The 26,933-nt window shown below is 53.4% G+C and carries 31 protein-coding genes; 12 read left to right on the top strand and 19 right to left on the bottom strand.

Translation table 11 applies throughout. The annotated features are described in order from the left end of the window. Positions 1 to 160: 160 nt before the first annotated feature. The 3 genes from NK662_RS05510 to speE all read right to left on the bottom strand — a co-directional run bounded on the left by NK662_RS05510 (position 161) and on the right by speE (position 3,425). Entirely contained in the window at positions 161 to 1,489 is a 1,329-nt protein-coding gene (locus tag NK662_RS05510; RefSeq protein ID WP_254757898.1) for a glycosyltransferase family 2 protein, read from the bottom strand. 178 nt (positions 1,490 to 1,667) lie between these two features. Further along, complete coding sequence (speB, locus tag NK662_RS05515; RefSeq protein WP_254757899.1) at positions 1,668 to 2,546, bottom strand: agmatinase; 879 nt, start codon at positions 2,544 to 2,546, stop codon at positions 1,668 to 1,670. Between the two features lie 51 nt (positions 2,547 to 2,597). Next, positions 2,598 to 3,425, bottom strand: coding sequence for a spermidine synthase (gene speE / locus NK662_RS05520; protein ID WP_254757900.1), 828 nt, complete (start codon positions 3,423 to 3,425; stop codon positions 2,598 to 2,600). A gap of 337 nt (positions 3,426 to 3,762) precedes the next feature. Here speE and NK662_RS05525 point away from each other — a divergent pair, with 337 nt between their 5' ends. Further along, complete coding sequence (locus NK662_RS05525; RefSeq protein ID WP_254757901.1) at positions 3,763 to 5,823, top strand: transglycosylase domain-containing protein; 2,061 nt, start codon at positions 3,763 to 3,765, stop codon at positions 5,821 to 5,823. A 322-nt stretch (positions 5,824 to 6,145) separates the two neighbouring features. On the opposite strand, the gene NK662_RS05530 is transcribed toward NK662_RS05525, so the two are convergent. Together NK662_RS05530 and NK662_RS05535 are read right to left on the bottom strand one after the other, a co-directional pair. After that, positions 6,146 to 6,649, bottom strand: a complete 504-nt coding sequence (locus tag NK662_RS05530) for a YwhD family protein (protein ID WP_254757902.1) — start codon at positions 6,647 to 6,649, stop codon at positions 6,146 to 6,148. 12 nt (positions 6,650 to 6,661) lie between these two features. Continuing rightward, positions 6,662 to 7,336, bottom strand: coding sequence for a site-2 protease family protein (locus tag NK662_RS05535; RefSeq protein ID WP_254757903.1), 675 nt, complete (start codon positions 7,334 to 7,336; stop codon positions 6,662 to 6,664). A gap of 83 nt (positions 7,337 to 7,419) precedes the next feature. Here NK662_RS05535 and thmT point away from each other — a divergent pair, with 83 nt between their 5' ends. Continuing rightward, entirely contained in the window at positions 7,420 to 7,608 is a 189-nt protein-coding gene (gene thmT / locus NK662_RS05540) for a 2-hydroxymuconate tautomerase (RefSeq protein WP_254757904.1), read from the top strand. A 24-nt stretch (positions 7,609 to 7,632) separates the two neighbouring features. Here the strand turns inward: thmT and NK662_RS05545 are convergent, their stop codons facing one another. The 3 genes from NK662_RS05545 to NK662_RS05555 all read right to left on the bottom strand — a co-directional run bounded on the left by NK662_RS05545 (position 7,633) and on the right by NK662_RS05555 (position 9,728). Beyond that, positions 7,633 to 8,934, bottom strand: a complete 1,302-nt coding sequence (locus NK662_RS05545; RefSeq protein ID WP_254757905.1) for an HD domain-containing protein — start codon at positions 8,932 to 8,934, stop codon at positions 7,633 to 7,635. 110 nt (positions 8,935 to 9,044) lie between these two features. Then, positions 9,045 to 9,410: a hypothetical protein gene (locus NK662_RS05550; RefSeq protein WP_254757906.1), complete on the bottom strand. Its 366-nt coding sequence runs from the start codon at positions 9,408 to 9,410 to the stop codon at positions 9,045 to 9,047. 93 nt (positions 9,411 to 9,503) lie between these two features. Next, positions 9,504 to 9,728, bottom strand: a complete 225-nt coding sequence (locus NK662_RS05555; RefSeq protein ID WP_254757907.1) for a YuzB family protein — start codon at positions 9,726 to 9,728, stop codon at positions 9,504 to 9,506. A 223-nt stretch (positions 9,729 to 9,951) separates the two neighbouring features. On the opposite strand from NK662_RS05555, the gene NK662_RS05560 reads away from it, so the two are divergent. Beyond that, positions 9,952 to 10,653, top strand: a complete 702-nt coding sequence (locus NK662_RS05560; RefSeq protein WP_254757908.1) for an RsfA family transcriptional regulator — start codon at positions 9,952 to 9,954, stop codon at positions 10,651 to 10,653. A 72-nt stretch (positions 10,654 to 10,725) separates the two neighbouring features. Continuing rightward, the gene (gene lipL / locus NK662_RS05565; protein ID WP_254758038.1) at positions 10,726 to 11,562 is read left to right on the top strand and encodes an octanoyl-[GcvH]:protein N-octanoyltransferase; all 837 of its coding nucleotides are present in this window, start codon (positions 10,726 to 10,728) and stop codon (positions 11,560 to 11,562) included. Here the strand turns inward: lipL and NK662_RS05570 are convergent. Continuing rightward, positions 11,554 to 12,420, bottom strand: a complete 867-nt coding sequence (locus NK662_RS05570) for a helix-turn-helix domain-containing protein (RefSeq protein ID WP_254757909.1) — start codon at positions 12,418 to 12,420, stop codon at positions 11,554 to 11,556. The genes lipL and NK662_RS05570 overlap by 9 nt on opposite strands. Before the next feature lie 144 nt (positions 12,421 to 12,564). After that, on the bottom strand, positions 12,565 to 13,536 hold the full coding sequence (pta, locus tag NK662_RS05575) for a phosphate acetyltransferase (protein WP_254757910.1): 972 nt from the start codon (positions 13,534 to 13,536) through the stop codon (positions 12,565 to 12,567). 209 nt (positions 13,537 to 13,745) lie between these two features. Here pta and hemQ point away from each other — a divergent pair, with 209 nt between their 5' ends. From hemQ to gerQ, 3 genes are all read left to right on the top strand, one after another. Next, positions 13,746 to 14,489 (top strand): hydrogen peroxide-dependent heme synthase, encoded by a 744-nt coding sequence (hemQ, locus tag NK662_RS05580; RefSeq protein WP_254757911.1) that lies wholly within the window; start codon positions 13,746 to 13,748, stop codon positions 14,487 to 14,489. 138 nt (positions 14,490 to 14,627) lie between these two features. Beyond that, the gene (locus NK662_RS05585) at positions 14,628 to 15,056 is read left to right on the top strand and encodes a cell wall hydrolase (protein ID WP_254757912.1); all 429 of its coding nucleotides are present in this window, start codon (positions 14,628 to 14,630) and stop codon (positions 15,054 to 15,056) included. A 17-nt stretch (positions 15,057 to 15,073) separates the two neighbouring features. Further along, the gene (gene gerQ / locus NK662_RS05590; RefSeq protein ID WP_254757913.1) at positions 15,074 to 15,481 is read left to right on the top strand and encodes a spore coat protein GerQ; all 408 of its coding nucleotides are present in this window, start codon (positions 15,074 to 15,076) and stop codon (positions 15,479 to 15,481) included. A 33-nt stretch (positions 15,482 to 15,514) separates the two neighbouring features. Here gerQ and NK662_RS05595 read toward each other — a convergent pair whose 3' ends face one another. From NK662_RS05595 to NK662_RS05605, 3 genes are read right to left on the bottom strand one after another with little or no spacing between them, the layout of a single operon-like run. After that, positions 15,515 to 15,886, bottom strand: a complete 372-nt coding sequence (locus NK662_RS05595; protein WP_254757914.1) for a DUF423 domain-containing protein — start codon at positions 15,884 to 15,886, stop codon at positions 15,515 to 15,517. A gap of 42 nt (positions 15,887 to 15,928) precedes the next feature. After that, the gene (locus tag NK662_RS05600; protein ID WP_254757915.1) at positions 15,929 to 16,174 is read right to left on the bottom strand and encodes a YwdI family protein; all 246 of its coding nucleotides are present in this window, start codon (positions 16,172 to 16,174) and stop codon (positions 15,929 to 15,931) included. Positions 16,175 to 16,184: 10 nt separating this feature from the next. Next, positions 16,185 to 17,177 (bottom strand): potassium channel family protein, encoded by a 993-nt coding sequence (locus NK662_RS05605; RefSeq protein WP_254757916.1) that lies wholly within the window; start codon positions 17,175 to 17,177, stop codon positions 16,185 to 16,187. Positions 17,178 to 17,274: 97 nt separating this feature from the next. Between NK662_RS05605 and NK662_RS05610 the strand changes: the two genes are divergently transcribed. Next, positions 17,275 to 18,552 (top strand): purine/pyrimidine permease, encoded by a 1,278-nt coding sequence (locus NK662_RS05610; protein ID WP_254757917.1) that lies wholly within the window; start codon positions 17,275 to 17,277, stop codon positions 18,550 to 18,552. Between the two features lie 78 nt (positions 18,553 to 18,630). Further along, on the top strand, positions 18,631 to 19,452 hold the full coding sequence (locus NK662_RS05615) for a Cof-type HAD-IIB family hydrolase (protein WP_254757918.1): 822 nt from the start codon (positions 18,631 to 18,633) through the stop codon (positions 19,450 to 19,452). A 102-nt stretch (positions 19,453 to 19,554) separates the two neighbouring features. On the opposite strand, the gene NK662_RS05620 is transcribed toward NK662_RS05615, so the two are convergent. Genes NK662_RS05620 through NK662_RS05630 form a run of 3 tightly spaced genes read right to left on the bottom strand, consistent with a single transcriptional unit; the run spans position 19,555 to position 22,114 of the window. Then, the gene (locus tag NK662_RS05620; protein ID WP_254757919.1) at positions 19,555 to 20,910 is read right to left on the bottom strand and encodes a glycosyltransferase family 4 protein; all 1,356 of its coding nucleotides are present in this window, start codon (positions 20,908 to 20,910) and stop codon (positions 19,555 to 19,557) included. Between the two features lie 50 nt (positions 20,911 to 20,960). After that, positions 20,961 to 21,425, bottom strand: coding sequence for a CD3072 family TudS-related putative desulfidase (locus NK662_RS05625; protein WP_254757920.1), 465 nt, complete (start codon positions 21,423 to 21,425; stop codon positions 20,961 to 20,963). Positions 21,426 to 21,436: 11 nt separating this feature from the next. Beyond that, a complete protein-coding gene (locus NK662_RS05630) occupies positions 21,437 to 22,114 on the bottom strand; it encodes a uracil-DNA glycosylase (protein WP_254757921.1) in 678 nt (225 codons plus the stop codon). 89 nt (positions 22,115 to 22,203) lie between these two features. Here NK662_RS05630 and NK662_RS05635 point away from each other — a divergent pair, with 89 nt between their 5' ends. From NK662_RS05635 to NK662_RS05645, 3 genes are all read left to right on the top strand, one after another. Then, positions 22,204 to 23,439 (top strand): NADH:flavin oxidoreductase/NADH oxidase family protein, encoded by a 1,236-nt coding sequence (locus NK662_RS05635; RefSeq protein WP_254757922.1) that lies wholly within the window; start codon positions 22,204 to 22,206, stop codon positions 23,437 to 23,439. Positions 23,440 to 23,507: 68 nt separating this feature from the next. Continuing rightward, positions 23,508 to 23,789, top strand: a complete 282-nt coding sequence (locus tag NK662_RS05640) for a hypothetical protein (RefSeq protein WP_254757923.1) — start codon at positions 23,508 to 23,510, stop codon at positions 23,787 to 23,789. 2 nt (positions 23,790 to 23,791) lie between these two features. Then, a complete protein-coding gene (locus NK662_RS05645) occupies positions 23,792 to 24,052 on the top strand; it encodes a hypothetical protein (protein ID WP_254757924.1) in 261 nt (86 codons plus the stop codon). Positions 24,053 to 24,222: 170 nt separating this feature from the next. Here NK662_RS05645 and NK662_RS05650 read toward each other — a convergent pair whose 3' ends face one another. Genes NK662_RS05650 through NK662_RS05660 form a run of 3 tightly spaced genes read right to left on the bottom strand, consistent with a single transcriptional unit; the run spans position 24,223 to position 26,928 of the window. Further along, a complete protein-coding gene (locus NK662_RS05650) occupies positions 24,223 to 25,215 on the bottom strand; it encodes an ABC transporter permease (RefSeq protein ID WP_254757925.1) in 993 nt (330 codons plus the stop codon). Next, positions 25,208 to 26,125, bottom strand: a complete 918-nt coding sequence (locus NK662_RS05655) for an ABC transporter ATP-binding protein (RefSeq protein ID WP_254757926.1) — start codon at positions 26,123 to 26,125, stop codon at positions 25,208 to 25,210. Before NK662_RS05655 ends, NK662_RS05650 begins: the two co-directional genes overlap by 8 nt. Next, complete coding sequence (locus NK662_RS05660; protein WP_254757927.1) at positions 26,122 to 26,928, bottom strand: SGNH/GDSL hydrolase family protein; 807 nt, start codon at positions 26,926 to 26,928, stop codon at positions 26,122 to 26,124. Before NK662_RS05660 ends, NK662_RS05655 begins: the two co-directional genes overlap by 4 nt. Positions 26,929 to 26,933: the final 5 nt, after the last annotated feature.

Genomic DNA, 26,933 nt, shown 5'->3' on the forward strand with positions numbered 1-26,933 from the left:
GGCGAAAGTTCACGAGAAAACAGGCTATTCCCATGCAAAATCCCCTCACTTGCATCCTGCCGCCACAGCAGCCATCTAAAAATTTCCACATAAAAACAGAGGGCTGGCCTTAGGGCACATTCGTGCGCTAAGACCAGACACCTGCCGAACTTTATCCCTCTTATGCGGTTTCTCTATTATGGTCAACCGCTGTTTTGTTATGCTCTGTTTTCACCCATGTGTGCTGCTGGCGCCACTTCAACAAACCAACCAGCTGCGCGTAGATGTATGTGTACGCATAGAACAATGTAGCCCAGGTCATGCGCAGGAAGCTGTACTTCTGCTTTGTGTCCATCTTAATGGCATAGAACATCAGGACGCCAAACTGATAAATGAACATGAACAAGGACAGGAAGCTCACACCAAAGATCATATCAATCAGCTGATTTCCGGTTGTGGAGAAGTCATGCAGCCTGTTTGTCACGAAACCATAGCCGTAAATGATAACAATCCCCGCCAATGTCAGCGTCAGCTGAACCGCACGCGCCATACCGAACAAGTACAGCAGCTGGTCAAGAATCTTAATTTTACGCTTTTCCTTAAAGAACAGCTTCACCATTGGCTTGAAATTTGTAAACGCTACGTACCAGTGGCCCTGGGACCATCTTGTACGCTGCTTGATGCTCACTTTAAAGTTATCCGGCTTTTCATCATACACACGGACAAAGTGGTTCCACAAAACACGGCCGTTGTCTTTTACAATTTCCATCTCCAGCTCGATGTCTTCTGTCAGAGATTTGAAACGGAAGCCGCCATGCTTCATGAGATAGCTCATTTTCACAATAAAACCAGTACCGCCGATGGAGTTAATGAGTCCAAGGCGGTATTTCGCCAACTGGAAGAAACGGTTTACTAAATAATAGCTCACGGCATAGCCAAGAGACAAGTTTGTGGCAGAGTTTTTGGAATCAAGATAAGCTTGAATGGCTTCAGGCTCCCCTTTGGCCACATACTGGGAGTTCAATTCCTTCAGAATTGTCGGGTCCACATGATTGTCTGCATCCAGAATCATCAAGCAATCATATTTGTCAACCAGCTTCTCGAATCCAAGCTCACGCAGTGCATACTGCAATCCCGCCGGTTTGCCGACACCTTCCCGTTCAAACAGCTTCTTGCTTGTATCCACATACTTCTGGCCCATTTCTTCACAGATGGCGCCTGTACGGTCTATACTATTGTCATTCACAATGTATACATCAAACAATTCCGGGTTATAATCAATTTGTCTCAAGTTTTCAATTGTTGAAGCAATTACCTTTTCCTCGTTATGAGCTGCAACCAGAATCAGGAAACGAGTCTTGTCTTCCGTGATTTCATAGTCGCGCTTTGCCTTTCCAAAGCCGAAAAAGCCTAAAATAACATAGTATAATGTATTCAAGTTAATATATATTGTCAGTACGAAGAACAAACCCACTACAACGGTGACAATCGTGTCTTTAATAAGCTCCATTCCTTCTCCCTCCGCTCTGAGAGCATGTGTGAAATTTCGACAAAACTAATCCTTTTACTATTATAGAGTATTTCCTTTAACATTCAACTTAAATTTCTACAACAAGCTTGTAACATTTTACATATAGACAGGCTCCGTTGAAGATGCAAGAAAGACCCTGTGGACAGGGTCTTTCCAATTATTTAGATTTCACCATACCAAGCAGGATTTCACGAACAAGCTTACTTGCCACAATCGGTGTTTGCTCGCTGTGGTCATATACAGGCGCCACTTCCACAATATCAGCACCGACTACGTTCACCTCAGACTCCGCAATGGCCACAAGAGACGCAAGCAGCTCTTTGGATGTGATGCCGCCCGCTTCCAATGTGCCTGTGCCAGGCGCATGGGCAGGGTCCAGTACGTCGATGTCGATTGTCAGGTAGATCGGGCGGCCTGCCAACTCAGGCAGCACCTTCTTCAGCGGCTCCAGCACGTCGAACTTGAACAGGTTCATGCCGACTTCCTTCGCCCACTGGAACTCTTCGCGCAGACCGGAGCGGATGCCGAAGGAGTACACGTTTTTCGGTCCGATCAGGTCGCACACCTTCTTGATTGGTGTTGCGTGGGAGTACGGCTCGCCTTCATAGTCGTCACGCAGGTCTGTGTGCGCGTCGAAATGCACGATAGCCAGATCCGGATATTTTTTGTACATCGCCTTCATGACTGGCCAGGACACCAGGTGCTCCCCGCCAAGGCCAAGCGGGAACTTGCCGTCCGCCAACAGGCCGTCGATGTAGGCTTCAATCATATCCACACTCTTGCCGGGGTTGCCGAATGGCAGCGGAATATCGCCGGCATCGAAGTACTTCACTTCTTCAAGATGGCGGTCCATGTACGGGCTGTATTCCTCCAGACCGATGGATACTTCACGGATGCGGGCAGGGCCGAAACGGGAGCCCGGACGGAAGCTTACTGTCCAGTCCATCGGCATGCCGTAAATGACTGCTTCAGACTCTTCATAATTTTCATGGCTCTTAATAAACACATTGCCAGAGTATGCTGGATCGAAACGCATGAGTAGTTCCTCCTTGTATGTAAGAAGCGCCCCATATAGAGGCGCTGCAGATTATTTGATTAGGTCGCCCACAAACTTCGGCAGTGCGAACGCCGCTTTGTGAAGCTCTTTTGTGTAGTACTTTGTTTCAATGTCATGGAAGCGCTCTTCGCTTACTGCCAGCGGATCATGCTTTTTGGAGCCGATTGTGAACGTCCAAAGACCGCTTGGGTAAGTCGGGATGCTTGCAGTGTACAGGCGCGTGATCGGGAAGATTTCCTTTACGTCACGGAATACATTTGTGATCAGCTCAGGTGTGAACCATGGGTTGTCTGTTTGCGCCACGAAGATGCCATCTTCCTTCAGCGCTTTGGAGATGCCGGCATAGAAGCCTTTTGTGAACAGGTTTACCGCAGGGCCAACCGGCTCTGTGGAGTCAACCATGATGACATCATACTCGTTCTCGCTTTGCGCAATGTGCAGGAAGCCGTCATCCACTTTCACTTCCACGCGCGGGTTGTCCAACTCGCCGGCGATTTCCGGCAGATACTTCTTGGAGTACTCGATGACCTTGCCGTCGATTTCCACAAGTGTCGCCTTCTTCACGCTTGGGTGCTTCAGCACTTCACGGATGACGCCGCCGTCGCCGCCGCCCACAACCAGCACGTTCTCAGGGTTTGGATGCGTGAACAAAGGAATGTGCGCCACCATCTCGTGGTAGACGAACTCATCCTTTTGCGTTGTCATAACCATGCCGTCAAGGATCAGCATGTTGCCGAACTCTTCTGTCTCTACCATATCAAGCTTTTGGAATTCCGTTTGCTCTGTATGTAAAGTACGCTTAATTTTCGCTGTGATGCCAAAGTTCTCAGTTTGTTTCTCGGTGAACCATAGTTCCATTGGGGTCACGCCTTTCTTTGTAATAATGTATAGAAAGCTTGTCAGCTTATTTCTTGCTTTTCAAATGAACCAACCGGAAGAGTTGACTTAAAAACTCCCTTAACAAAAATAAAACAAAACGTCTGAAAAGTATAGCTAAAAATACAAAAAACACGAAGATTTTACATGGCTGTCATGTGCCGCCCTCATTTTTTGTCGAATCGTCATCTTTGCGCCCTGTTATTTTTAGCATTTGCCAAATGCTCTATGCAGGCGCTTTTTTCAGTCCGCTTCGTTTAAAAAGGCTGAAATCCTCTCATACTAGTAAAAGCACTTTTTTTGCGAGAGGGTGAAAGATATGGAACTCATCGCCGCCAAAACAACCAAGAGGCTGCTTCGGGCTTTTGTGATCATTACAACCGCAGGCATTCTGTCTGTAGGGCTCCTGCTGCTGGCCGGCTACGGGATTGCAAGGCTTGCGGGGCCCCCTCCTATAGCTGCGCCGCAGACAACAACCTTTTATGCCAGCGACGACTCTGTGCTCGGCCGCAGTGACACCGGGCAGGCGCGGCCATGGGTTTCGCTGGACCGCATCTCCCCGTACCTGCGGGAGGCGACCATTTCCATTGAAGACCAACGCTTTTACGAGCACCACGGCTTTGATTTCCGGCGCATCGGCGGGGCGCTCGTCGCGGACCTGAAGGCGATGGCCAAGGTGCAGGGCGCGAGCACCATCACCCAGCAATATGCCCGGAACCTCTATTTGGACCACGATAAAACCTGGCGGCGGAAGGCTGTAGAGGCGGTCTACACCATCCGTCTGGAAGCCAACTACAGTAAAAATGAAATTCTGGAAGGCTACCTGAACACGATTTACTATGGGCACGGCGCCTATGGGATTGAAGCGGCCTCCATGCTTTATTTCAACAAGCATGCCCGTGACCTGACCTTGGCGGAGTCCGCCATGCTGGCGGGCATCCCGAAAGGACCGAGCCTGTACTCCCCTTACGTCAGCAAGGAACGGGCCCGCGGGCGGCAAGCTCTCATTTTGTCAGCCATGCGGGAGCAGGGCTACATTACCAAGACGCAGGAAGAGGAGGCGATGCATACGGACCTTGCCTTCCAGCCCTTCAAGGAACGGGCAACTGCCGGGACTGCCCCTTATTTTCAGGATGTGGTGCAGAATGTGCTGGTGCGTGACCTGAACATTCCGGAGCAGACCATTGAACGCGGCGGTCTTCGTGTCTATACCACGCTGAATCCGAAGCTGCAAAAGATTGCCGAGGATACGGTGACCAACACGATCCCGGGCAGCACCGAACTCGAAACCGCAGTCATCTCCATGGACCCGCGGACGGGAGAGGTCAAAGCCCTCCTCGGCGGACGGGACTATCAAAAGAGCCAGTTCAACCGGGCCACACAGGCGCTCCGCCAGCCTGGCTCAACCTTCAAGCCGTTTCTGTATTACGCGGCCTTGAAGCAGGGCTTCACCCCGGCCACGCGGCTGAAGAGCGAGTATACTACCTTTAAGATGGATGATGGCGTTACACAATATGCACCAACGAATTACAACAATTATTACGCGGATGATTTCGTGACCATGGCGCAGGCGCTGGCTGTGTCCGATAACATCTATGCAGTCAAGACGCACATGTTCCTCGGCATGGGCCAACTGGTGAAGGCAGCGAAGGAGTTTGGCATTACGAGTCCGCTGCACGAGGTCCCTTCCCTGGCCCTGGGCACCTCGCCGGTACGCCCGATTGAAATGACAACCGCCTACAGCATGTTCGCCAACGGCGGCAAGCGGGTGAATCCGGTCTTCATCCGCCGGGTCACCGACAAGGACGGCACCATTTTATATGATGCCCACCTCGAAGCCGAGCAGAAGCTGTCCAAGGAGACGGCCTTTGTCATGGACGAGCTCATGACCGGCATGTTCAATAAGAAGTATAACGGCTATGCCTCAGTTACCGGACAAACCATTTCGGGCAAGCTCTCCCGCCCTTACGCGGGCAAGTCCGGCTCCACGAGCACGGACAGCTGGATGATCGGCTTCACCCCGCAGCTTGTCACAAGTGTCTGGACAGGCTATGACCGCAACAAGGTGCTGAGCGATGCGGCTGAGCAGCGCTACGCCAAGGAAATCTGGGTCAACGTCATGGAACAGGGCCTGGCGGATGAGCCGAAGGAGGATTTCGAGAAGCCAAGCGGCGTCGTCGGGCTGAAAATCAATCCGGCCAACGGCAAGCTTGCCACGAAGGGCTGCCCTGTGGCGGTGCAGATGTACTTTGTAAAAGGAACGGAGCCGACAGACTACTGTACGGAGCATTTAGACGGCGAGGACGGCTTCAACCGTATGAAGATCAAGGGGCAGGAGGATGCCAAGAACGGCTGGTGGAAGAAATACTTCCCTTGGTAGGGGCGGGATTTCTACAGGCTTGCGGACGGATTCCCGACAGTGGGACGAGGTTTCCTACAATTCGGAGGGCTTTTCCTACAATTCAGAAGGGCTTTCCTACAATTCAAAAGGGCTTTCCTACAATTCAAAAGGGCTTTCCTACAATTGCGGGCGATTCCCGACAGTCAGACGGGACTTCCTACAATCACAAGTGTCCCAAAGCAGTCCCCCATAATTCGAAAGGTCTCCGCCGGGTATGCGGAGACCTTTCTGTGTCCTAGTTCTTCCTGTAGACAGGCTTGCATTTAGTTTACTTGAATTCTGAAAATTCTACAAGAAAAGTTTAGCTGAGGCCCTGCTTCAGCTTGTCGCCGGAGCGCTCCCACATGCCCGGGTCATGCTCCTGCAGGAAGGCCGCCAGCACCTTCTTGGACTTCTCATCCATGTGATCCACGATGATGTGGCGCTTCAGCGACTTATCCATCTTGTTCACATGGTCCGGCAGCAGCTTGTAGCCGCGGCGCGCCTCCCGGTCAACCGTCATGTCGCAGGCCGTCACGCCTGCATAGTAAGCGCCGCTTTCTGTGCGTTCAACGGTGACCCATACGAGCCAGTACGGCTTGCCGTTTGGCACCTCATCTCTATTCGTCAGGAATTTGATCCCCTTTTCCACCACACTGCGCGCATGCATGGCGCCCATATCCACGAACGCGGTGCCTTCCTCCACGTCCACAAATACCGGAGACATATTTTCCAAGCTCAGCGCGCCGACCCCAAAGCCGCCGTGGCCGCTCGTGGAGTCATTTTTTAAAATATTAAAGCCAATATTCTTCTTTTTCTCTTCCATCTCATTTCCTCCTTACACAATCCCGAACAGCGGGGCAATGATACTGTTCAGCGCATACGAGACACGCGGAATGACAATATTGAAAATCGGCTGAATCGTGTATTGATCCAGCGGCGTAATGACCAAAATCAGGAAAACAATCGCTCCATAGTTCTCATACTGCGTCATTTTCGCCCGCACGCCCATCGGCATCAAGTCCTCCAGGATGCGATAGCCGTCCAAAGGCGGCAGCGGCAGCAGGTTGAACACGAGCAGCACAATATTCAGGTTCACGAAAATGCTGAAAAACTGATGCAGCGTATCCGCCACCGATTGCGGCACAGCATCCGCCACGCCGAACCGCAGCATGGCATACCAGATAATGAAGCCAAGCGCAGCCAGCACGAGGTTGCTGAGAGGGCCGGCAACGGATACAAGAATACCAGCGAGGCGCGGCTTTTTAAAGAAATACGGATTGACCGGGACCGGGCGCGCCCAGCCGAAGCCAAGCAGCAGGATGGCCAGCGTTCCGATCGGGTCCAAGTGCTTCAGCGGCGACAGCGTCAGGCGCCCCTGCTGCTTGGCAGTCGGATCGCCAAACTTGTAAGCTACATAGGCGTGCGCGAACTCATGCACGGAAAAGGCAATCACAAGCGCCAGCGCGACAAGCGGCAGCTCCTGCAGTGAATATACAAATAAATGTTCCATTCTCCAGCTCCTTATTTTTTACTGTTCTGTCTAAGAATGCGTTATAATAATGCATGTACCTACATATCAAAGGAGTGAATCCAATGCCATACGTAACAGTGAAAATGCTTGAAGGCCGCACTGAAGAGCAAAAGAAGGCTCTTGCGGAAAAGGTAACAGCAGCGGTTGTGGAAACAACGGGCGCACCAGCTGAGAAGGTTGTTGTGTTCATTGAAGAAATGTCCAAAAACCACTACGCCGTTGCAGGTAAGCGCCTGAGCGACGCCGAGTAAAAAGCAGCCTGCCGGCTGCTTTTTTTATCCCTTCAGCAGCTTCAGAATTTGCTCCTTGATCTTCGCCTTCTTCGGATCCTCCGTCAGCAGGTCATGCGGATAAAACAGCTTCCGGTCCGTCCGTTTCTTGCCGGTAATGGCCTCCACAATCTCTGACTCCCGCGACAGCTCGCGCAAATCCCCATTCGGCATGAGGAGCATGATCGGCAGCCGCGCCTCTTCCTCTCCCGTCCGGTAAAAATCATACGGCAAATCCGATGTGGAATCGACCACCAGATAGTACTCCGGATCAATGCCCGCCTTCTTGAACAGGCTGCTGATTTCCACCCAGTTGTTCAGGGCATGCTTGCTTTCCACAAAGTCCACATACTTGAACAAATTGCGGTTCATGAAGCGGCGGCATAAATCCTGCAGAATGGAATCCTCTTCCTCCTGCCATACTTGAAAATAGTAATACATAATATTCTCATCGAGCTTCAGATACTCTTCCAGATTCACTTCCTCCTCAAACAGAGAATAGAAGTGGACAGGCTGATGCTTGAAGGTGTAGTACTGCTGATGCAGCGTTTTCGCACGGTGCAGAATCTTGGTCAGGATAACCTCCGCGCTGCGGGTCACCGGATGGAAATAAATTTGCCAGTACATTTGATAGCGGCTCATGATGTAGTGCTCCACCGCATGCATGCCGCTTTGCTTGATGACAATTTGATTATTGTACGGCCGCATGACGCGCAGCACCCGCTCGAGATCAAAGTTGCCGTAGCTGACGCCTGTGAAGTACGCATCCCGCAGCAGGTAATCCATACGGTCCGCGTCAATCTGGCTGGAAATCATGCTGATGGCCACCTTGTTGTCCGAGGTCTTGGCGATGACCGCCGCCACCTTTTCCGGAAAGTGATAATCATAGCGGCGCAATACGGCATTCACCTCGGTGTCACCCATAATGATGCGCTGCGTAAATTCTTCATGATCCAGCTCAAATACTTTTTCAAAGGAATGCGAAAACGGGCCGTGGCCGATATCGTGCAGCAGGGCCGCGCACAGACAAAGCATGCGGTCCTCCGTCTTCCATTCCGGCCGGCCGTCGAACACGTCATCAATCATGCGGCGCACAATTTCATATACGCCGAGCGAGTGGTTGAAGCGGCTGTGCTCCGCTCCGTGAAAGGTGAAAAATGTGGTGCCGAGCTGCTTAATCCGGCGCAGCCGCTGAAATTCCGCCGTCCCGATCAAGTCCCAAATCAACCGGTCTTCCACATGGACATACTTATGTACAGGATCTTTGAAAACCTTTTTCTCTGCCAGCTTTCCATTTGCGTAAAACAAAACAAAGACCCCCTTTCCATTCGTACTATTATTATACCCAATCTATCCGGCCATGGAAACGAAAAGCAAATGGCAGGCAAACACGAAAAAAGATATGGCGGGGGGATCCGCTATATCTTTTTGAATTGGGAAACGAATTGCTGATATTGGTTCCAGTCCACAGCTGTCACCTTTCCATCCTGAATGGTGAGCCACTTATACTTGGACAAATCTGCGCCCTTGTCCAAGGCCTGCTGGGCGGATTTCATAATATAGTCCTTCATAAACGCCTGAAATGTGCCGTCACCGCTCTGCTCAGTACCGCTGTTCATCATCTTATTGTAACGGCTGATGCCGCTGTCCATCCATTCACTGGCCTGGGGTTTCTCCGCTTGTCTTGTACTGGAAGTCTGCTGAACTGCCTGTGCCTGGCAGCCCGCTGTCAGCCACAATGACAGAACCGCCAGCACAATGGGAACTCCGGTTTTCAATCTCATGTCTTCTGCTCCTCTTGTCCGTTTTTGCTGCCAGTGTATAGTACATTTCTTAAAAATAGCTTAAGAAAAGAGCCGGACCATGGCGGCCGGCTCTCACTTCTTCAGCTTATCCTGAATCTTCACAATCAGTTCATCTTCATTCGGTGCAGCAACCGGACGATTGTTCACGAAGGCGAAGGACTTCTTCCGCCCCGGGCCGCAGTAGGATTGGCAGCCGATTTTGATGTCCGCTTCGGCATCCACCTTCTTCAGCTTTGGCACCAGCGTCTTAATATTCGTGGCCTGACAATCATCGCAGATGCGAAATTCATTTGCCATAATGTACAACACTTCCTCTATCTCAAACTTGACTTAAGTTTAGTATTCACCAGTATGCAAATCGCTAAAAGGTATTTTACTCTTCTTTCCCCTGCAATGCAACTTAACATACCTTTTCAATCTACCATATTTTTGAAAGGTTTGTATAAAACCTGCAGCACTTGTCCATTCTAAAGATAGAAAAGCAAGCTTGACAGGGAAAAAAAGGAGATGAAGCAACTCTATGAAAGTCAGACAAGATGCATGGACAGATGAAGATGATCTGCTGCTGGCGGAGACAGTGCTCCGCCATGTGCGCGAGGGAAGCACACAGCTCAATGCCTTTGAAGAAGTGGGAGACAAATTGAACCGGACCTCGGCAGCCTGCGGCTTCCGCTGGAACGCGGTGGTCCGTTATAACTATGATAAAGCGCTGCAGCTGGCGAAGAAGCATCGCAAGGAGCGCATGCGGGCAGTCGGCGGCGAGCAGGCGAAGAAGAAGCTGCTGTATACACCGCCAACACCAGCCGTTCCAGCGATCATGAGCGCGTCCGTAGAGGAAATGGAAGCCGCCGGTGAAGAGGGCTGGGCATTGCCGGCCATGCCGATGCAGGCGCCTGTTGTCGCTCAGTCCGGTGAAATGACAATGGCAGACGTGATTCACTTTCTGCAAAACCTGGGCCACACAGATGTGAAAGCAGCCGCCCTGGAGCGGGAGAATGAAAGATTGCGCCGCGAAATTGCCGAGTACACGCGGCGGAATGAAGAGCTGGAGCAAAAGGTCGCCAAGCTGGAGCAAAACTCCAATACGATTCAGGAAGATTACGAGATGCTGATGAAGATCATGAACAGGGCCCGCAAGCTGGCGCTGCTCGATGATGAAGAGAAAACAGCAACGGCCTTCCGGATGGACCGCAACGGCAATCTGGAAAAAATCGCAGAGTGATAGATGGGAAGGTAGCAATATGGCTATCTTCCTTTTTGTATTATAATGGAGAGTATGTCTACAAAAGGAGTTTTGATCATGAGCGATTCCATCTTATATCAGCCCGAGTGGCGTATTATAGATCAGTCCAGCCTCGGCCCGCAGTTTCATGCGCTGCAGTCCTTTGCGATGGACGACACTCTCTGCACCGTGGTCGGCAACGGAGCCTCGCCGGCAACGATGCGCTCCTGGGTGCACCATAACACGATTGTCCTTGGCATCCAGGACACGCGGCTTCCCTATCTGCAGGAGGGCATCCGCTTCTTACAGGAGAAGGGCTGGCAGGTCATTGTCCGCAACTCCGGCGGTTTGGCTGTTGTGCTCGATGAAGGCGTGCTGAACATCTCCCTCATTCTGCGCGAGACGGAAAAAGGCATTGATATTAACCTTGGCTACGATGCCATGTGGCACCTCATTCAGGACATGCTGAAGGATTATCCCGTCCAGATTGAGGCGAAGGAAATTGTCGGCTCCTACTGCCCGGGCAGCTATGACCTCAGCATTCATGACAAGAAGTTCGCCGGCATTTCCCAGCGCCGCATCCGCGGCGGCATCGCGGTGCAGATTTACCTGTGCGCCACCGGCAGCGGCTCTGAGCGGGCAGCGCTCGTACGCGATTTCTATCAGCTGGCACGAAAAGGCGAGGAGACGAAGTTTGTCTATCCGGATATCACACCGCATGTGATGGCATCCCTGTCCGAGCTGCTTGGCGAGCACATCACGGTCAGCGATTTGATGCTGCGCCTGCTGCGGACGCTGCAGGGCTTCACGCCGGAGCTTGTCCCGTCACAGCTGCTCCCCGAGGAAGTGCCATTGTATGAGCAGCACCTCGAGCGCGTGGTTGAGCGCAACAACAAGGCGCTATTCTAAAAAGTTGTACAGCTTCACCCCGGCAGCGCGTCTGGCGGCGGCACTGAGCTCTGCGGCTTCTTCGCGGAACATTTGCAGAGACGTGCCATACAACAGAGCCCCGAAGTCTTTTCGGATTTCGTTGAAGCGGTGGGCACGCACCGCACCTTTCACCCGGCGCAGCAGCTCATGCTGTGCCTCTTGCTGCTCCCACAGCTCCTCGAGCTGCAGCCCTTGCTCCGGCAGGCCGCTTTTGCGGAAGGCCATCTGGATTTTGGACCAGGCATCCTTGATTGTCTTCGGGCAGCGGGTCATCGGCACCATCGTGCGGATAAATACTTCCGGGACATGGTGGCCGGCGTACGTCTCATCGAGGTACGTTATACTTTCTTTTTTCTCCAGGTCATCAGGAGCTTTAGAAAAAGCAAGAGCTTCTGGCGCTGCTTTTTGGGCTGCAGGCGTTGCGGCAGCTGGCTTCTCCGGCTCTCTGCATACGGACACCATCATGCGGTCACTCATGCGGTCAACCGCGGCTTTTTGCAGCACATAGATGTTCGCGCTGTAGCCGCCCTGCTTCCTGCGCTCCTTCGTGGCAATGCGCTGCAGGATGCCGAGCCCCTCCAGCTTAGAGGCGGCGCGGCGCACTGTCCGCATGCTTTTTCCGGCCAATTCAGCCAGCGTCTCCAGCAGCAGGCAGGCGGCACCGCAGCTCCCCAGCTTCTCATTCACCGCATAGCGGCTCAGGATATCCAGCACCAGCAGGTCCGTATCATTCAATTCCTCTCTATATAAACGGCGCACCTCCGCTTTCCACTCATTGCAGGCTGCAGCCGTCTCAAATTGGCGGTTTTCCTTCATTAGCTCGAACAGTTTGCTCATCTGGGCGTCCTCCAAACATAGATTTTCGCCCTATATATAAAGCTGAACATGCAAAAGTGGGAAAAATGTTTTGTGATTGTTTCATTTTTCGAAAAGATTGTTCCACACAAAAAGGATACCGCCCCAAAGCGGTATCCTCCACCATTACAGTGTCTGGCCGGCTGTAATCAGCGCCAGCTTGTATACATCTTCCTCATTGCAGCCGCGGGACAGGTCGTTCACCGGCATGTTCAGGCCTTGCAGGATCGGGCCGATTGCCTCGAAGTTGCCAAGGCGCTGCGCGATTTTGTAGCCGATGTTGCCGGCTTCCAGGCTTGGGAATACGAATACGTTCGCATCGCCCTTCAGAACGGAGCCCGGCGCTTTCTTCTCTGCCACAGACGGAACGAACGCCGCGTCAAACTGGAACTCGCCGTCCAGTGTCAGCTGGGGCGCCATTTCCTTCGCAATGCCTGTTGCTTCCACAACCTTCTCTGTCTCAGGGGACTTCGCGGAGCCCTTTGTAGAGAAGCTCAGCATCGCCACGCGCGGGTCAATGCCGAACAGCTGCGCCGTCTTCGCGCTTTCCACCGCAATTTCCGCCAGGTCCTGGCTGGATGGAGAAATGTTGATCGCGCAATCCGCGAACACATACTTCTCATCACCGCGCACCATGATGAACACGCCGGACGTCTTGGACACACCTGGCTTTGTCTTAATGATTTGCAGAGCCGGACGCACTGTGTCAGCTGTAGAGTGAGCCGCACCGCTTACGAGGCCTTGCGCCTTGCCCATGTGAACGAGCATCGTGCCGAAGTAGTTCTCGTCCTGCAGAATTTTGCGGGCATCCTCAGGAGTCGCCTTGCCTTTGCGGCGCTCCACGAAGGAAGCCACCATGTCTTCCATTGCATCGTATGTAGCCGGGTCATAGATATCGATTCCAGAAAGCGTCAGATTCATCCCAGCCGCTTTGTCACGGATGGCAGCCTCAGCACCAATCAAGATCGGCTTTACTACTTCATCCTTCGCCAAACGCTCAGCCGCGCCCAGAATTCTCTCATCTGTACCTTCAGGAAATACAATCGTAACTCCCTTGCCGTGAATCTGTTGCTTAATTGTTGCAAATAAGTCGCTCACAATAGAGACCTCCCAATTCAAATGTCCACTTCTTAGCATAAAACTTTTTGTCTATAATTTAAACGTTTCGACCTCAAAAAATAGATGAAAAGGAAATGATTATGTATTGACAATTTTCAAAAACTTACTTTCAGCCTTCCTTTCTATTTTTCCCCGTATTTATGTTATAGTAGGAATGTATGTAAAATCGTATCTAGAGGTGACAAGTCATGAGTGAAGCAGCAAAAACGTTAGACGGCTGGTACTGTTTGCACGACTTCCGTTCTGTTGACTGGTCTGCATGGAAGCAGCTGTCCAGCGATGAGCGCCAGAAAGCAATTCATGAATTTTTAAATATGGCAGAGCAGTGGAACGCTGTGCAGGATGACAATGCCGGCAGCCACGCCATCTACACGGTTGTCGGACAGAAGGCGGACATCATGCTGATGATTCTTCGTCCGACCATGGAAGAGCTGAACGACATTGAAACAGCCTTTAATAAGACTACGCTGGCTGAGTATCTTGTCCCTGCGTATTCCTATGTATCCGTTGTCGAGCTGAGCAACTACCTGCCGGCGACAGAGGATCCATACCAGAATCCGCAAATCATTGCGCGCCTGAAGCCGACGCTGCCAAAGGCACAGCACGTGTGCTTCTATCCGATGGACAAGCGCCGCCAGGGCGAAGACAACTGGTACATGCTGTCCATGGAGGACCGCAAGAAGATGATGTACAGCCATGGCATGATCGGCCGCCAGTACGCGGGCAAGGTCAAGCAAATCATCACAGGCTCTGTCGGCTTTGACGACTATGAGTGGGGCGTCACGCTGTTCGCTGATGATGTGCTCCAGTTCAAGAAGCTTGTCTATGAAATGCGCTTTGACGAAGTGAGCGCGCGCTACGGCGAATTCGGCTCCTTCTTCGTGGGCAACATCCTGCCTGAAGAAAAGGTGGCACACTTCCTTCACGTATAAGAAACAAAACGGGACAGTTTCGGCTGTCTCGTTTTTTGTTTCCAGGCATATCCTTCCCCTGTATCCCATACATATGAAATAGTGATTCTTTCTTACTTCATCGCAGGCACCTTAGAATCACAAAAGCGAGGTGAAGATATGGGAGTCATTCCATATACAGAGGAACACGTGAAGATGCTGGCGCGCTTAATGCGGGCTGAGGCAGAGGGGGAAGGACCGCTCGGCATGCTTCTGGTCGGCAACGTTGGTGTAAACCGTGTGCTTGGCAACTGTCTTGATTTCAAAAAGGTCCGCGATCTCCGGCAGATGATTTATCAGAACCCCGGAGGCTTCGAGGCCACCCAAAAAGGATACTTCTACCAGCGGGCACGCGACAGCGACATCGCATTGGCGCGCCGCGTCATCAACGGTGAGCGCTTCTGGCCGGGCAACTATGCACTCTGGTTTTTCCGCCCGGGCGGCGATTGTCCGTCAACTTGGTTCAGCCAGGAAAACTCGGGGCGCTATAAAAACCACTGCTTCTTTCAGCCGACGGGAGAAGATTGTCCAAAGGTCTACTCTATTTAAATGTGAGGAGGGTTTCTATGACACAGGGCCAATATGGCGGAAATGGATTCTATCAGCCTTCAGGAGGGTATTTGCAGCAGCCTATGCAGCAGCCTATGCAGCAGCCAACAGTGCAGCAAATGCAGGCGCAATATGCCCAGCAGGCGGGCCTGCTGCCGCTGGAGCAGTCTTACATTGAAAATATTCTGCGCTTGAACAAAGGGAAACCGGCAACGATTTACATGACCTACGAGCGGGGCAGTTCACTTGGCACACAGGCTTATAAGGGCATCATTGAAGCGGCCGGCCGCGACCATATCATCATCAGTGACCCGACCACCGGCAAACGGTCCCTGCTCCTTATGATTTATCTCGATTATGTGGAGTTTGAAGGGGAAGTGAACTACTTCTATCCAACACAGCCTTCTACCTATCAATCCCGCTAGAAAAAAGCTGGCAGCCCCCGCTGCCAGCTTTTTTTATAGTCCTTTTACCGCCGCGATGCCCAGCATGACCCATGCTGTAAGGAACGCCACGCCGCCAATCGGGGTGATGGCTCCCAGAATCTTGATGCCTGATGTACTCAGGGCATACAGGCTTCCGGAGAAAATAATAATGCCGGCTGTCATAAACCAGCCCGCTGTGTTGATGAGGGACATGTTGGGCAGCTTGTTCAGCAAGAATGCCACCACAAACAGGCCCCCGGAGTGGAACATCTGATACGTAACGCCCGTTTTCCATACCTCCAGCATCTTGGCGGAAATGCGGCCCTCGAGGCCATGGGCGCCGAACGCGCCAAGCGCGACAGATAGAAACGCGCTGATGCAGCCTAATAGAAAGAATACCTTCATGTAGTCACCTGCTTTTTTAGTTCTATCATACTGAAGTTCAGCTTAAAAGTCTAAGAGAGAGCCCCCGCCATCCTCTTCTTTTGCCGGTAATGGCATTGTGCGGAACATAGGCTGCGGAACCGCCGGCATCACCGGGGACGCCGGCAGGGCAGCTGGCTGCGCCTCCAAAAGCAGATCGCACAGGGCGCGCACCGCCGCCACATGCTCCCGCAATTTGGCCGGCTCCTGCTGTGCCGCTGCCAGCTCCTGCGTCATCTTCATTACAATTTGCTCTGCTGAAATTTGCATGCTGTTCACCTCATTCTGTCATTTGACAAGCCTTCTCCAGCTGTCTTAATTGTTCCATCGGACCGAACACAATAATCATATCACGTTCATGCAGCATTTCCTCCCCGGCCGGGTTGTGCCGCACCTGGCCGCCGCGGAGAATGGCCAGCACGGTTACATGGAAGCGGCCGCGCAAGTCGTTCTCCCGCAGTGTTTTGCCAATCAGTGCGGCTCCCTCGCTCAGCTGAATCTCCTCAATGCCGAATACATCCTCATTGTCATACAGGATGGTATCCACATAGCTGACACTGAGGGGCTTGACGATATCCATGGCAATGCGGCGCCCGGCAATGCTCGCCGGGTTAATCACCTTGTCAGCGCCGGCCCGGCGCAGCTTCTCCTCCGAGTTCGTCCGCTCGGCCCGCGCCACAATCTGGATGTCCGGCTGCATGCCCCGTGCGGTCAGGGTGATGAACACGTTCTGGGCATCCTGCGGCAGGGCAGCCACAAGCCCGGCGGCCCTGGTAATCCCGGCCCGCTGCAGCACCTCATCCTCCGTGGCATCTCCCTCGATAAAGGGGATGCCCTCCCCCTCCAGCAGGCTCAGCTCCTTATCAATGACGACCAGCGGAATGTCCTTTTGCTGCAGCTCCTGCACGACCTGGGCGCCAACCCGCCCATAGCCGCACACAATAATGTGGTCCTGCAGCCTGGCAATTTGCTTCTCCATACGTCTCCTCCCGACTGCCTGAAAAATATTGCCCTCAATAATAAGTGCGGTCACCGCTCCAATCGCATAGGTGGCAATCCCGATGCCCATGGGAATGATCAGCAGCGCGAAAATCCTTCCGCCTCTCGTAATAGGAATGGCATCCCCATAGCCGACTGTCAGCACCGTAATGACCGTCATCCAGAGCGAGTGAAACAGATCAATTTCCTCCAGCCACATAAACCCGAAGGTGCCGACGATAATGACGGCAAGCATGCTGAGGACGGCGATGCCCAGCTGCTTCGATGCGTACATGAGGACCACCCCTCTTTGCCAGATTGTAGGAAACAGGTATATACTATAGAAAGGAAGACAATGCCTCTCCCTATTTTAACAAAGAAAGGCTGATTTCATGAAACTCTTCTTTTCAGCCCTGCAATGGGCTTTCTTTATTTTGGCCGGCAGCCTTGTCGTGCCGATCAGTGTGGCTTCCTCCTATGGATTGGAGGGCGCGGACGCCGTGGCCTTCGTGCAGCGGACCTTGTTCGTGCTCGGCATCGCCGGCTTCCTGCAGGCCTTGTTCGGGCACCGCCTCCCCGTCTATGAAGGGCCGGCCGGGCTTTGGTGGGGCGTGATGACCCTGTATGCCGGGCTCGGCTCCGTCCTGTTCGGCTCCACCGGGGCCACCCTGCAGGTGCTGCAGTATTCCTTCATTCTAAGCGGCATCATCTGTATCCTGCTCAGCCTGTTCGGGCTGGTGGACAAGCTCGTGCGCTACTTCACGCCGACCGTTGTCGGCACCTATTTGTTCCTGCTTGTCGCGCAGCTGAGCGGCTCCTTCCTGAAGGGCATGCTGGGAACCAGCAACGCGAATCCGGCCGGGAACGGAAGCATGTTCGCGCTGTCCATCATCGTCGTTGCCATTGCCATTCTGGCTGTGAAGCTGCCATATGTCGGCTCCTATTCCGTGCTGCTCAGCATGGGCGGCGGCTGGCTGCTATTCTATCTATTCGGCCTGACAAAGCCCATCCCGCATTCCGATACGCTGTTTCAGCTGCCAAAGCTGTTCGTATTCGGCATGCCGCGGATTGAGGGAAGCATGGTCATTACGGTCATAATCGTGACGCTGCTGCTCTTGACCAATATGCTGGCCAGCATCCGCGTCGTCCAGCAGGTCCTGGCCCGCCAGGAGGTGCCGTTTGAAGCAAACCGCTTCAAGCAGGCCGGCATCATGTCCGGTGTGGCACAAATACTAGGCGGCATGTTCTCTGCGGTTGGCCCTGTTGCCATTTCCGGATCTGCCGGATTTATCGCAGCAACCCGCATCAACAAAAGGCTGCCATTCCTGCTTGGCTCCGGGCTGGTCATTCTGATCAGCCTCCTGCCTGGCGTCACAGCCTTTTTTGCAACAATCCCCGCTGCCATCGGCTACGCAGCCATTTATCCCGTATTCGCCGGCATGGTGGGATTGGCCTTCCGGGAATATGACAGCGTAACAGACAAGGAAAGGCTGCGCCGGACGACAGGCCTCGGCCTGTTCACCGGGATCGGTGTCATGTTCGTGCCATCCGGCGCCTGGGCTTCCTTCCCGCCATTCCTGACCTCACTGCTCAGCAATGGCCTTGTTCTCGGATCTGTGATCGTCATCCTGTTGGAGGTCCTGTCCTCCAAAGCGCGGCAGCGCGCCTGATTGGAAATGACTCCCCTTGCCACGGCAAGGGGAGATTGTTAGGATTGTAGTAGATTCCTAGAGGAAGGATGACACTGCATGACATATAAAATGATTGTTCTCGATTTGGATGACACATTGCTACGCGATGACCATACCATTTCTGCGCGCACTAAGGAAGCTTTGATGACGGCACAAGAGCAGGGGGTTAAGGTTGTTCTGGCATCCGGCCGCCCGACCTATGCGATGCGCGCCATCGCCAAGGAACTGCGCCTGCAGGAATACGGCAGCTTTATTTTATCCTTCAACGGGGCAAAGATTATCAACTGCCAGACGGATGAAGAGCTGTTCAACAGTACCCTTTCCCCGGAAATGGCACACCGTCTGTATGACCTGAGCCGCCGCGAGGATGTTTGGATTCAAACCTATGTGAACGATGCCATCGTCACAGAGGCAAACAATCAGTACACAGAAATCGAGGGCGTGATTACAGGCATGCCGATTGTGGAGGTGCAAAGCTTCCACGATGCCGTGCGCGAGCCGGTGGTGAAGGTGCTGATGATGGAAGACCCTGAGCGTCTCGCGGCAGTGGAAAAAAAGCTGCAGGATGAACTGGCCGGTGAGCTGAGCGTGATGCGCTCGAAACCATTCTTCCTGGAGTTCACAGAAGCTGGCGTCACCAAAGGGACAAGCCTGAGCCACCTTATTGGACAGTTGGGCATCACCCGCGAGGAAGTCATTGCGATGGGTGACAGCTACAACGATCTGGCTATGATTGAATTCGCCGGCCTTGGCGTGGCCATGGGCAATGCGCCGGATGATATCAAGGAGCAGGCGGATTATGTGACGGATACCAACATGAATGATGGTGTCGCCAAGGTCGTAGAGGAGTTTGTCCTGAAGCAGCCGGCCGGGGTATAGGTTTTATCTATCACTTTTTTCAGGTTATCTATCAATTTTCTAAAGTTATCAATCACTTTTTTCAATTTATCGATAAAAGAGGGTGACACACGTCACCCTCTTTTAGATTGGCACAACAATCCCTTCTTCCAACGCCTTCTCCAACTGCGGCGCCTCAGAAAACGGACCCGTCTGCAGCTTCAAGAACTCATATAGCTCATCCTTCGGCAAGTACTGATGCAGGTAGTCATGATAGATGCCCTTCTCTGACAAATCACACCACGGCGCCAGCTTATACAGGCGCGGGTCCTCTGCTTCCGCGCTCAAATCCCCCTCATAAGGAACACAGCCTGTAATGAGCTTTTCATAGCCTGCGAGATTTGCCTCGTAGCTGTATTCCCGATGCAGGAAGGTATGTACCCGTTCCACATCCACCGGCTGCCCCGCCAGCTTCAGCACCGCTTCCACCGTTCCCTCGATATCCCCGTAATCCACCTTCTCCAGATGATAGCCGTCCGGCACAATGGACCGCTGCGCCCCCACCTTGGACACCACAACAGGCGTGCCGCAGGCAATGGATTCAATCTGCACATAGCCGAATGCCTCAATGAAATGGCCGATGCAAAGCGTGACGTCAGCCATGGAGTATATTTCAGGCATCTCATGCCCTGGCAGCCATGGATAGTACACAATGCTCTCCACCCCATATTCCGCTGCCTTCTTCTCCATTTCCTCGTAAAAGGCAACCGTACCTGAAGACACATTCACGTCAAAGTGCCGCGGCATCATGAGCTTAACTGGACGTTCCATCCGCCCCTGCAGCTTGGCCACCACCTGGAAGGATTCGAGAATTCCCTTGCCGAGGTCAGGGCGGTGCGGGAACAAGACAACAAAGTCGTCAGCCGCAAGACCCAGTTTCTCACGCCACTGGCTTGGTGACGGCTTGTAGGTCTGCAGGTCAATGCCGTTCCGCACCACGGTCAAAATGTCGTCAATTCGCGGCAGCACCCGGCCCACCGTTCCCTTCACACATTCATACGTGTATTCGCATGCAACAATGAGCCGGTCGCGATTCGTATGGAAGGCGGAAATCAGCGCTTCCGGATAGATAAAGTTTTTAATAGAAGCGACCGTCGGAATCCCCGCATGCAGGTAGCTGTAGTCCATTTGGGCATCGTGGATGTAAAACACATCATGCTCCTTGGCATAGCGGCGGATGATGTCATAGGAATGCGCCAAGTGGAATGGATGCGTGTCATACGGAATCGGGAAGGTCTCCTTGAAGCGCAAGATCGGCAATACCTCCACACCCTCACAAAGCTGGAAGGGCTCCCGGTTGTCGCTCCGGCCATTTGTCAGCACCGTCACCTGGTGCCCTTTCTCCGCAAAATACATGACCAGCTCGCGCAGATGCCGCTGGGAGCCGCCCATGGATACGTCCTTCATGATGGTCGCCATTGAAAATACTAGAATTTTCATAAAATCCCCTTTTTTCCTTCAGTATAGCAAGACAGTTCGCTTTCCACCAATCAGAACGCCTTATGGCGGTCCGGGTCAAAAATGGGATCCTCAACCGGAGGCAGGAACCAAGAGTGCCGCAGCTCCAATTCCGCTTCCTGCAGGAGCTGCCGGAATTCCTCCATATACACACCGCGCCCCGGGTCACAGGACGGGCTCCTGCCGATGCCCACAGACCCGGTCAGCTCATAGCCCGCGCGCTGATATTCCTGCAGTTGCTTAATGATGGGCTGCAAAATCTGCCGGCAATGGCTCCGGTAAGCCGGGTTGTCGTACTGCTCATAGGTCATCGGCGGGCGGTCCTCTCCGAGAAAGGTGAACTCCGGGCAGGGCAGCTGCACGAGACCGTAGCCGCCCTCCAGTGCCCAGTTCACCACCGAGGATACCGCCCCCATCGCCCGGGCTTCCTCATGGATGACCGTATTCTGATTCAACAGACAGTGTGACAGAACAACAATGCGCTTGCTGCGCCGCATGAAACTCCCCCTTATAAATCGGGGATTTGCCAATCAATCTCCTGCTTGCCGGCTGTCCGCAGATAGGCGTTGATTTGGGAAAACGGACGGCTGCCGAAGAAGCCCCTGCTGGCAGAAAGCGGGCTCGGATGCGGCGCTTCAATGATATGATGCCGCGGATTGGTGATAATCGCCTTCTTTTTCTGCGCGTGGCTGCCCCACAGGACGAAGATGACAGGCTCATCCCTCTCATTCAATAATTGTATGACCCTGTCCGTAAAAGTTTCCCATCCTTTTCCTTTGTGGGAGTTCGGTTCGCTCTCCCGCACTGTCATCACCGTGTTCAGCAGCAGGACACCCTGCTCCGCCCATTTGACCAGATAGCCGTTGTTCGGAATGGTACAGCCCAGATCACTCTGCAGCTCCTTGTACATATTGCGCAGAGACGGCGGCGTTTTCACGCCCGGCTTCACGGAGAAGCTCAGACCGTGGGCTTGCCCCGGTCCATGGTACGGGTCCTGACCGAGAATGACCACCTTGGTGGCCGCATAGCCTGTAAAATGCAAGGCATTGAAGATGTCATGCATCGGCGGATACACCTGATGCGCCGCATATTCATCCTGTAAAAATTCCCGCAGCTGCAGGTAGTATGGCTTATGAAATTCCTCTTCCAAAAGAGGTGCCCAGTCGTTTGTTAAAATGGGTGCCATGCTTGTCACTTCCTTTTTTCCTTATTATCTGACCCATGTTCTTCCATGATACAATAAGGAGACGAAAAAGGAGAATGGGAGGGGTTGAAATGGAATTTGCAGATGCATTAAGCCAGTCCTTGGCGCTGCCCTGCGGCGCCGTGGTGAAGAACCGCTTTTTCAAGTCAGCCATGAGTGAGGGCCTGTCCACTGTGGACCATCGTCCGACATCGCTTTTGCACCGGTTGTATGAAGAGTGGGCGGAAGGCGGCAGCGGAATTGTGGTGACAGGGAATGTCATGATTGATGCCAAGGCAATCGGAGAGCCCCGCAACGTCGTGCTGGAGCATGAACAAAATCTGGACCTGTTCCGGGCATGGGCGGCAGCCGGCACGAAAAATGGTACGCACCTGTGGATGCAGCTGAACCATCCCGGCAAGCAGGCCTTCCAGGCGCTTGTACAGGAAACCGTGGCACCGAGTGCCCTGCCGATGTCCGGCAGCATGGCCAAATTCTTCGGGACACCCCGGGCACTGACAGAGCCCGAAATTCAGGACCTCATTGAGCGGTTCGGCAATGCGGCCGCAATCGCGAAGCGGGCCGGCTTCACCGGTGTGCAAATCCACGCAGCCCACGGTTACCTCGTCAGCCAATTTCTTTCCCCGCTTCACAATCAGCGCGGGGACAAATGGGGCGGCAGCCTGGAAAACCGGATGCGCTTCCTGCTTGAAATCTATTACAACATCCGGTACAAGACAGGCAAGGACTTCCCGATTGGGGTGAAGCTCAACTCGGCAGACTTCCAGCGCGGCGGCTTCACGGAAGAGGAGTCCATGCAGGTGGTGCTGGCACTTGCCGATGCCGGCATCGACCTCATTGAAATTTCCGGCGGCACATACGAAAGCCCCAGCATGACCGGGAAGAACGTAAGGGAGAGCACCCGGCAGCGGGAAGCGTATTTTCTAACTTACGCAGAACAGGTTCGCCAGCTCGTGGATGTGCCGCTCGTCGTGACCGGCGGCTTCCGTTCGGCCGCGGGCATGGGCCGGGCAGTACAGAAGGGCGCAACGGACATGGTCGGCTTGGCCCGGCCCTTAGCAGTGGAGCCGGATTTGCCAAATAAGATATTGGCCGGGGACGAAGAGTCCCGCGAGCTGCCGCCTGTGCTGACCGGGGTGAAGGCCCTTGATGATGCGGCCATGCTGGAGCTCATCTGGTACGAACAGCAGCTGGCCCGGATTGGGAAAGGGAAGCAGCCGGACCCGAAGCGGGGTGCCTGGGCCTCCCTCCTGCAGACCATTGCGGAGCAGGGCTTCAACGTATTTCAGAAGCGGCGCGGCAAATAGTTGCGAAAACTGCCACAAGGCTTTTGGGGAGGAGGCGCGTATATATATAGTGAAGGGAAGTGATTGAGATGTTTGATGGACTTTCTGGACATTGGACCGACCTTCTGTTTTATGTATTCGGCTTCGTTCTGTGGGGCTGCATCATTGGGATTCCGGTTGCGGCCGTATGGGGCATCTGGCGGAAATCGCCGCGTGCGTTTGCGGTTGGCGGCCTGTGTTCCCTCCTCCTGTCGGGGCTCGTGTACTGGTTTGATCTCTCCGCCGCGTGGCTGAATCCTTTGTCGCTTGTTACCATCACAATCGTGCTGTTTGCGGCTGCTTTTATACTGCGAAAAGCAAAGGGGCGGTGATGATGATGGAACTCTTTTGGGAAGCCATGTTCTCTGTTGTTGCCCTGCTGCTTCTGCTGATTATAATCGGCATTCCCTTCTGTATTGCCTGGGGAGTCGCCCGCAAGTCGCCAGTGGCTTTCAGCATCGGTAGCATTCTGTTCCTGCTTCTTTTCGGTTTCATGTACATGACAGATAACCTGCTTTGGCCTTGGTCCACCGGTGCCCTGGCTATGGCTCTGGCGGCTCTCTATTATAAGCTTCGCAGAATGGAAACAGGATGACTCATCCTGTTTCCATTGTTTTTGTAGATAAATTCCAAAAAGTTGTATATAAAATCTCAATATCTGTATATAAATGGGGAATTTATGTAGATAAAGAGGAAGAAGTGTCGGATAAAACGGAACATACCGAAGCATAGCGGAAAAGGACAGCCGCGGCTGTCCTTTTTCTATTAGCTTGACATATCCTGCTTCGTGAACACAAGGAACGCGACCAGCAGGGAGCCAGCCGCCCAGATGCTCAGATTCATCAGGGAAAAGCCCATGGACATGCCCTTTAAAGAAGGGAGCTGTCCGGCAAGATAGTCTGTCAGCTGCAGATTGACGCTGAAGATATATTTTGCGCCCTCCCAGGAGGTCGCAAAGCCGCTCAGGATGCCCCCGGCAATCAGCGCCGCCAGCATGACGCCCATGCCGGCCGGTGTGTTGCGGATGAGGACGGATACCATAAAGGAAATGGTGCCGACCACCACAGCCACGAACCACGCCAAGCCGTAGGCCATCAAAATATAGTGCCATTGCGGAATAAGGTGGACCAGGCTGGTATCCAAATTGTCTCCGCTCACCACAAAGCCTGTCAGAACTGGGAGGTTCCAGCCGCTGTAGCCAAAGACGACACCGGACAGGAGATATGCGATTATCCCGACCATCAGTACAATCAGGGAGACGAACAACAGCATGGTGACGTACTTGCTGAGCAGCACCTTCCACCTTCGGACCGGCCTGGTCAGCAGCATCTTAATGGTGCCGTCGCTTCGCTCCCCTGATACAATATCGATGGCAATAATCATGACAAGCAGCGGTACAAACAGGCTGATGCCCTGTTCAATAAATGCCCGGACGAAGGTGGGAGCCCCCGGCGCATTCGGGTTGATGTCATTGTCGAGATAGTATTGCTGCTGCTCAATGCGCACCTTCAGCCACTTCTTCCAATCCTCCGGCAGGCGCGAGCTGTTCAGACGGTTCTGTGAATCCACGATTTGCTGCTGCAGGGCGACACGCCAGTCGGCTGTGCCCAAGCGCTTCACAGTCGTTTGCACCTCCCGATACTGGGCGTACACAAAGATCGGAATCAGCACAAGCAGAATGAGCATCACAACAAATACCCGCTTTTTCCGGTATATCTTTTCCCCTTCGTTATAAATGAGATTGAAAAACTCACGCAATGCCTTCGCCTCCCGTCAGCTCCATGAACAGGTCTTCCAATGTTACAACGACTTCCTGTACACTGTGAACTGCAATTCCCGCTTCCACAAGCTTCCTGTTATATTCACTGATGCGCTGCACCGGCATCCGGCACAGCAGCCTTCCGTCTTCCTCCGCCACATCCTGTATATCCGGCGCCTCACTCAGCAGCTGCCAGGCCGGCAGCAGCGGCTCGACCCGCCACTCCACCCGGTCCGAGGACCGTTTGATTAAATCCTCAATGGTGGAAACAGTGATCATTTTTCCGTGATTGATGATAGCAACGCGGTCACAAATCATTTGGACCTCGCTCAGAAGATGGCTGGAGATGAACACACTGATGTTCTGCTCCTGCACAAGCTGATGGACAAACTCCCGCAGCTCCCGGATGCCGGCCGGATCCAGGCCGTTGGTCGGCTCGTCCAGAATGAGCAGCTTCGGATTGCCGAGAAGGGCCTGCGCGATGCCGAGGCGCTGCTTCATCCCAAGCGAGTAGGTCTTGACCCGGTCATGAATTCGCTGATCAAGATGTACCATTTTTGCAATTTCCCGAATGCGCTCATCGGTGACGTCTCCGAGCATGCGGGCAAACTGCTTCAGGTTCTCCCACCCGGTCAGATAAGTATACATCTCCGGATTCTCCACAATGCTGCCGACCTGCCGCATGGCCTTGCGGAACTCCGTGCGCACATCGTAGCCGCCAATCGCAATAGAGCCTTCTGTCGGTTTAATGAGGCCCACCAGCATCCGGATGGTTGTTGTCTTGCCGGCGCCGTTCGGCCCAAGGAAGCCGAACACCTCGCCCTGCTTCACCTCAAAGGAGATATCCTGCACCAGCGTCTTTTTGCCGATGACTTTTTTCAGGCCTTTTACAGAAAGTACGTTTGTCATTTCTTTGCACCTGCTTCCTCAAGGCTCAGCTGGCTGGCCAGATTCTGCAGCAGCCGGTTCGCCATTAAGGCGTAGCCCTTCTCATTTGGATGGAAATGGTCTGTATACAGCAGGTCCTTGCCTCTGCTTTGGAACAGGTCAAATACCGGCACAATGTACACATTCGGATAAGCCAGGGCTGTCTGTTCCAGAGAAGCATTCCAGTTGACCACGATGGAAGACGTGTTCTTCAGCTCCTGGACGTCCTCAAACGGGTTATACAATCCCATCCAAAAAATCGGGCTCTTCGGGTTGGCCTCACGAATCTTTGCCAGAATGGCCTGCGCATTCTTCTGGAAGGTTGCCGTGTCCGGACGATAATTGGAGAAATCCGTTGTGCCCATCACACCCCAATCGGGAAACAAGTCGTTGCCGCCGATGGTCAGGACAATCAGGTCCGCACTCTTCAGGGTGTACTGCGCCCCCTTGTCAGACAGCTGCTTCAGCAAATCCGGAGCCTTGGCGCCGCTGACAGCCAGATTGGTCAGCGCTGCTTTTTGCCCATATGTCTGCTGGAGGCTGGTTTTCACGCGGCCGATATAGCCGATACCCTCCTTATCGCCCACGCCGCGCGTCAGCGAGTCGCCAAGGCTGACAATCTGCAGCGTGCCCGCTTTCTTCTTCGCCTGCTCCTGCGGCTTCGCCACGCTGCTGCCCGCCTGCGGGTACAGCACATCACGGGCACCGGCCACGAATCCGTACAGAAACAGCAGCAGCGAAGCAGCTGTAACCGTGAGCAGCGCTTTTATCAATAAAGGTCTCATTTCTA

This window comes from Ectobacillus ponti (genome assembly GCF_024294785.1).
Classification (GTDB): domain Bacteria; phylum Bacillota; class Bacilli; order Bacillales; family Bacillaceae_G; genus Ectobacillus; species Ectobacillus ponti.

Excerpts from the sequence above, each read along its gene's own strand:
- NK662_RS05635 (WP_254757922.1), top strand. The coding sequence starts at position 22,204 with ATGGAATTTGCAGATGCATTAAGCCAGTCCTTGGCGCTGCCCTGCGGC.
- NK662_RS05585 (WP_254757912.1), top strand. The coding sequence starts at position 14,628 with ATGGGAGTCATTCCATATACAGAGGAACACGTGAAGATGCTGGCGCGC.
- NK662_RS05610 (WP_254757917.1), top strand. The coding sequence starts at position 17,275 with ATGAAACTCTTCTTTTCAGCCCTGCAATGGGCTTTCTTTATTTTGGCC.
- NK662_RS05645 (WP_254757924.1), top strand. The coding sequence starts at position 23,792 with ATGATGGAACTCTTTTGGGAAGCCATGTTCTCTGTTGTTGCCCTGCTG.
- NK662_RS05660 (WP_254757927.1), bottom strand. The coding sequence starts at position 26,928 with ATGAGACCTTTATTGATAAAAGCGCTGCTCACGGTTACAGCTGCTTCG.
- NK662_RS05615 (WP_254757918.1), top strand. The coding sequence starts at position 18,631 with ATGACATATAAAATGATTGTTCTCGATTTGGATGACACATTGCTACGC.
- NK662_RS05620 (WP_254757919.1), bottom strand. The coding sequence starts at position 20,910 with ATGAAAATTCTAGTATTTTCAATGGCGACCATCATGAAGGACGTATCC.
- speE (WP_254757900.1), bottom strand. The coding sequence starts at position 3,425 with ATGGAACTATGGTTCACCGAGAAACAAACTGAGAACTTTGGCATCACA.
- NK662_RS05510 (WP_254757898.1), bottom strand. The coding sequence starts at position 1,489 with ATGGAGCTTATTAAAGACACGATTGTCACCGTTGTAGTGGGTTTGTTC.
- speB (WP_254757899.1), bottom strand. The coding sequence starts at position 2,546 with ATGCGTTTCGATCCAGCATACTCTGGCAATGTGTTTATTAAGAGCCAT.
- NK662_RS05655 (WP_254757926.1), bottom strand. The coding sequence starts at position 26,125 with ATGACAAACGTACTTTCTGTAAAAGGCCTGAAAAAAGTCATCGGCAAA.
- NK662_RS05605 (WP_254757916.1), bottom strand. The coding sequence starts at position 17,177 with ATGTACGCATCGAAGCAGCTGGGCATCGCCGTCCTCAGCATGCTTGCC.
- NK662_RS05595 (WP_254757914.1), bottom strand. The coding sequence starts at position 15,886 with ATGAAGGTATTCTTTCTATTAGGCTGCATCAGCGCGTTTCTATCTGTC.
- NK662_RS05560 (WP_254757908.1), top strand. The coding sequence starts at position 9,952 with ATGAAAGTCAGACAAGATGCATGGACAGATGAAGATGATCTGCTGCTG.
- NK662_RS05525 (WP_254757901.1), top strand. The coding sequence starts at position 3,763 with ATGGAACTCATCGCCGCCAAAACAACCAAGAGGCTGCTTCGGGCTTTT.
- NK662_RS05600 (WP_254757915.1), bottom strand. The coding sequence starts at position 16,174 with ATGCAAATTTCAGCAGAGCAAATTGTAATGAAGATGACGCAGGAGCTG.
- NK662_RS05640 (WP_254757923.1), top strand. The coding sequence starts at position 23,508 with ATGTTTGATGGACTTTCTGGACATTGGACCGACCTTCTGTTTTATGTA.
- NK662_RS05535 (WP_254757903.1), bottom strand. The coding sequence starts at position 7,336 with ATGGAACATTTATTTGTATATTCACTGCAGGAGCTGCCGCTTGTCGCG.
- thmT (WP_254757904.1), top strand. The coding sequence starts at position 7,420 with ATGCCATACGTAACAGTGAAAATGCTTGAAGGCCGCACTGAAGAGCAA.
- NK662_RS05555 (WP_254757907.1), bottom strand. The coding sequence starts at position 9,728 with ATGGCAAATGAATTTCGCATCTGCGATGATTGTCAGGCCACGAATATT.
- NK662_RS05630 (WP_254757921.1), bottom strand. The coding sequence starts at position 22,114 with ATGGCACCCATTTTAACAAACGACTGGGCACCTCTTTTGGAAGAGGAA.
- NK662_RS05530 (WP_254757902.1), bottom strand. The coding sequence starts at position 6,649 with ATGGAAGAGAAAAAGAAGAATATTGGCTTTAATATTTTAAAAAATGAC.
- NK662_RS05625 (WP_254757920.1), bottom strand. The coding sequence starts at position 21,425 with ATGCGGCGCAGCAAGCGCATTGTTGTTCTGTCACACTGTCTGTTGAAT.
- gerQ (WP_254757913.1), top strand. The coding sequence starts at position 15,074 with ATGACACAGGGCCAATATGGCGGAAATGGATTCTATCAGCCTTCAGGA.
- hemQ (WP_254757911.1), top strand. The coding sequence starts at position 13,746 with ATGAGTGAAGCAGCAAAAACGTTAGACGGCTGGTACTGTTTGCACGAC.
- NK662_RS05550 (WP_254757906.1), bottom strand. The coding sequence starts at position 9,410 with ATGAGATTGAAAACCGGAGTTCCCATTGTGCTGGCGGTTCTGTCATTG.
- NK662_RS05570 (WP_254757909.1), bottom strand. The coding sequence starts at position 12,420 with ATGAGCAAACTGTTCGAGCTAATGAAGGAAAACCGCCAATTTGAGACG.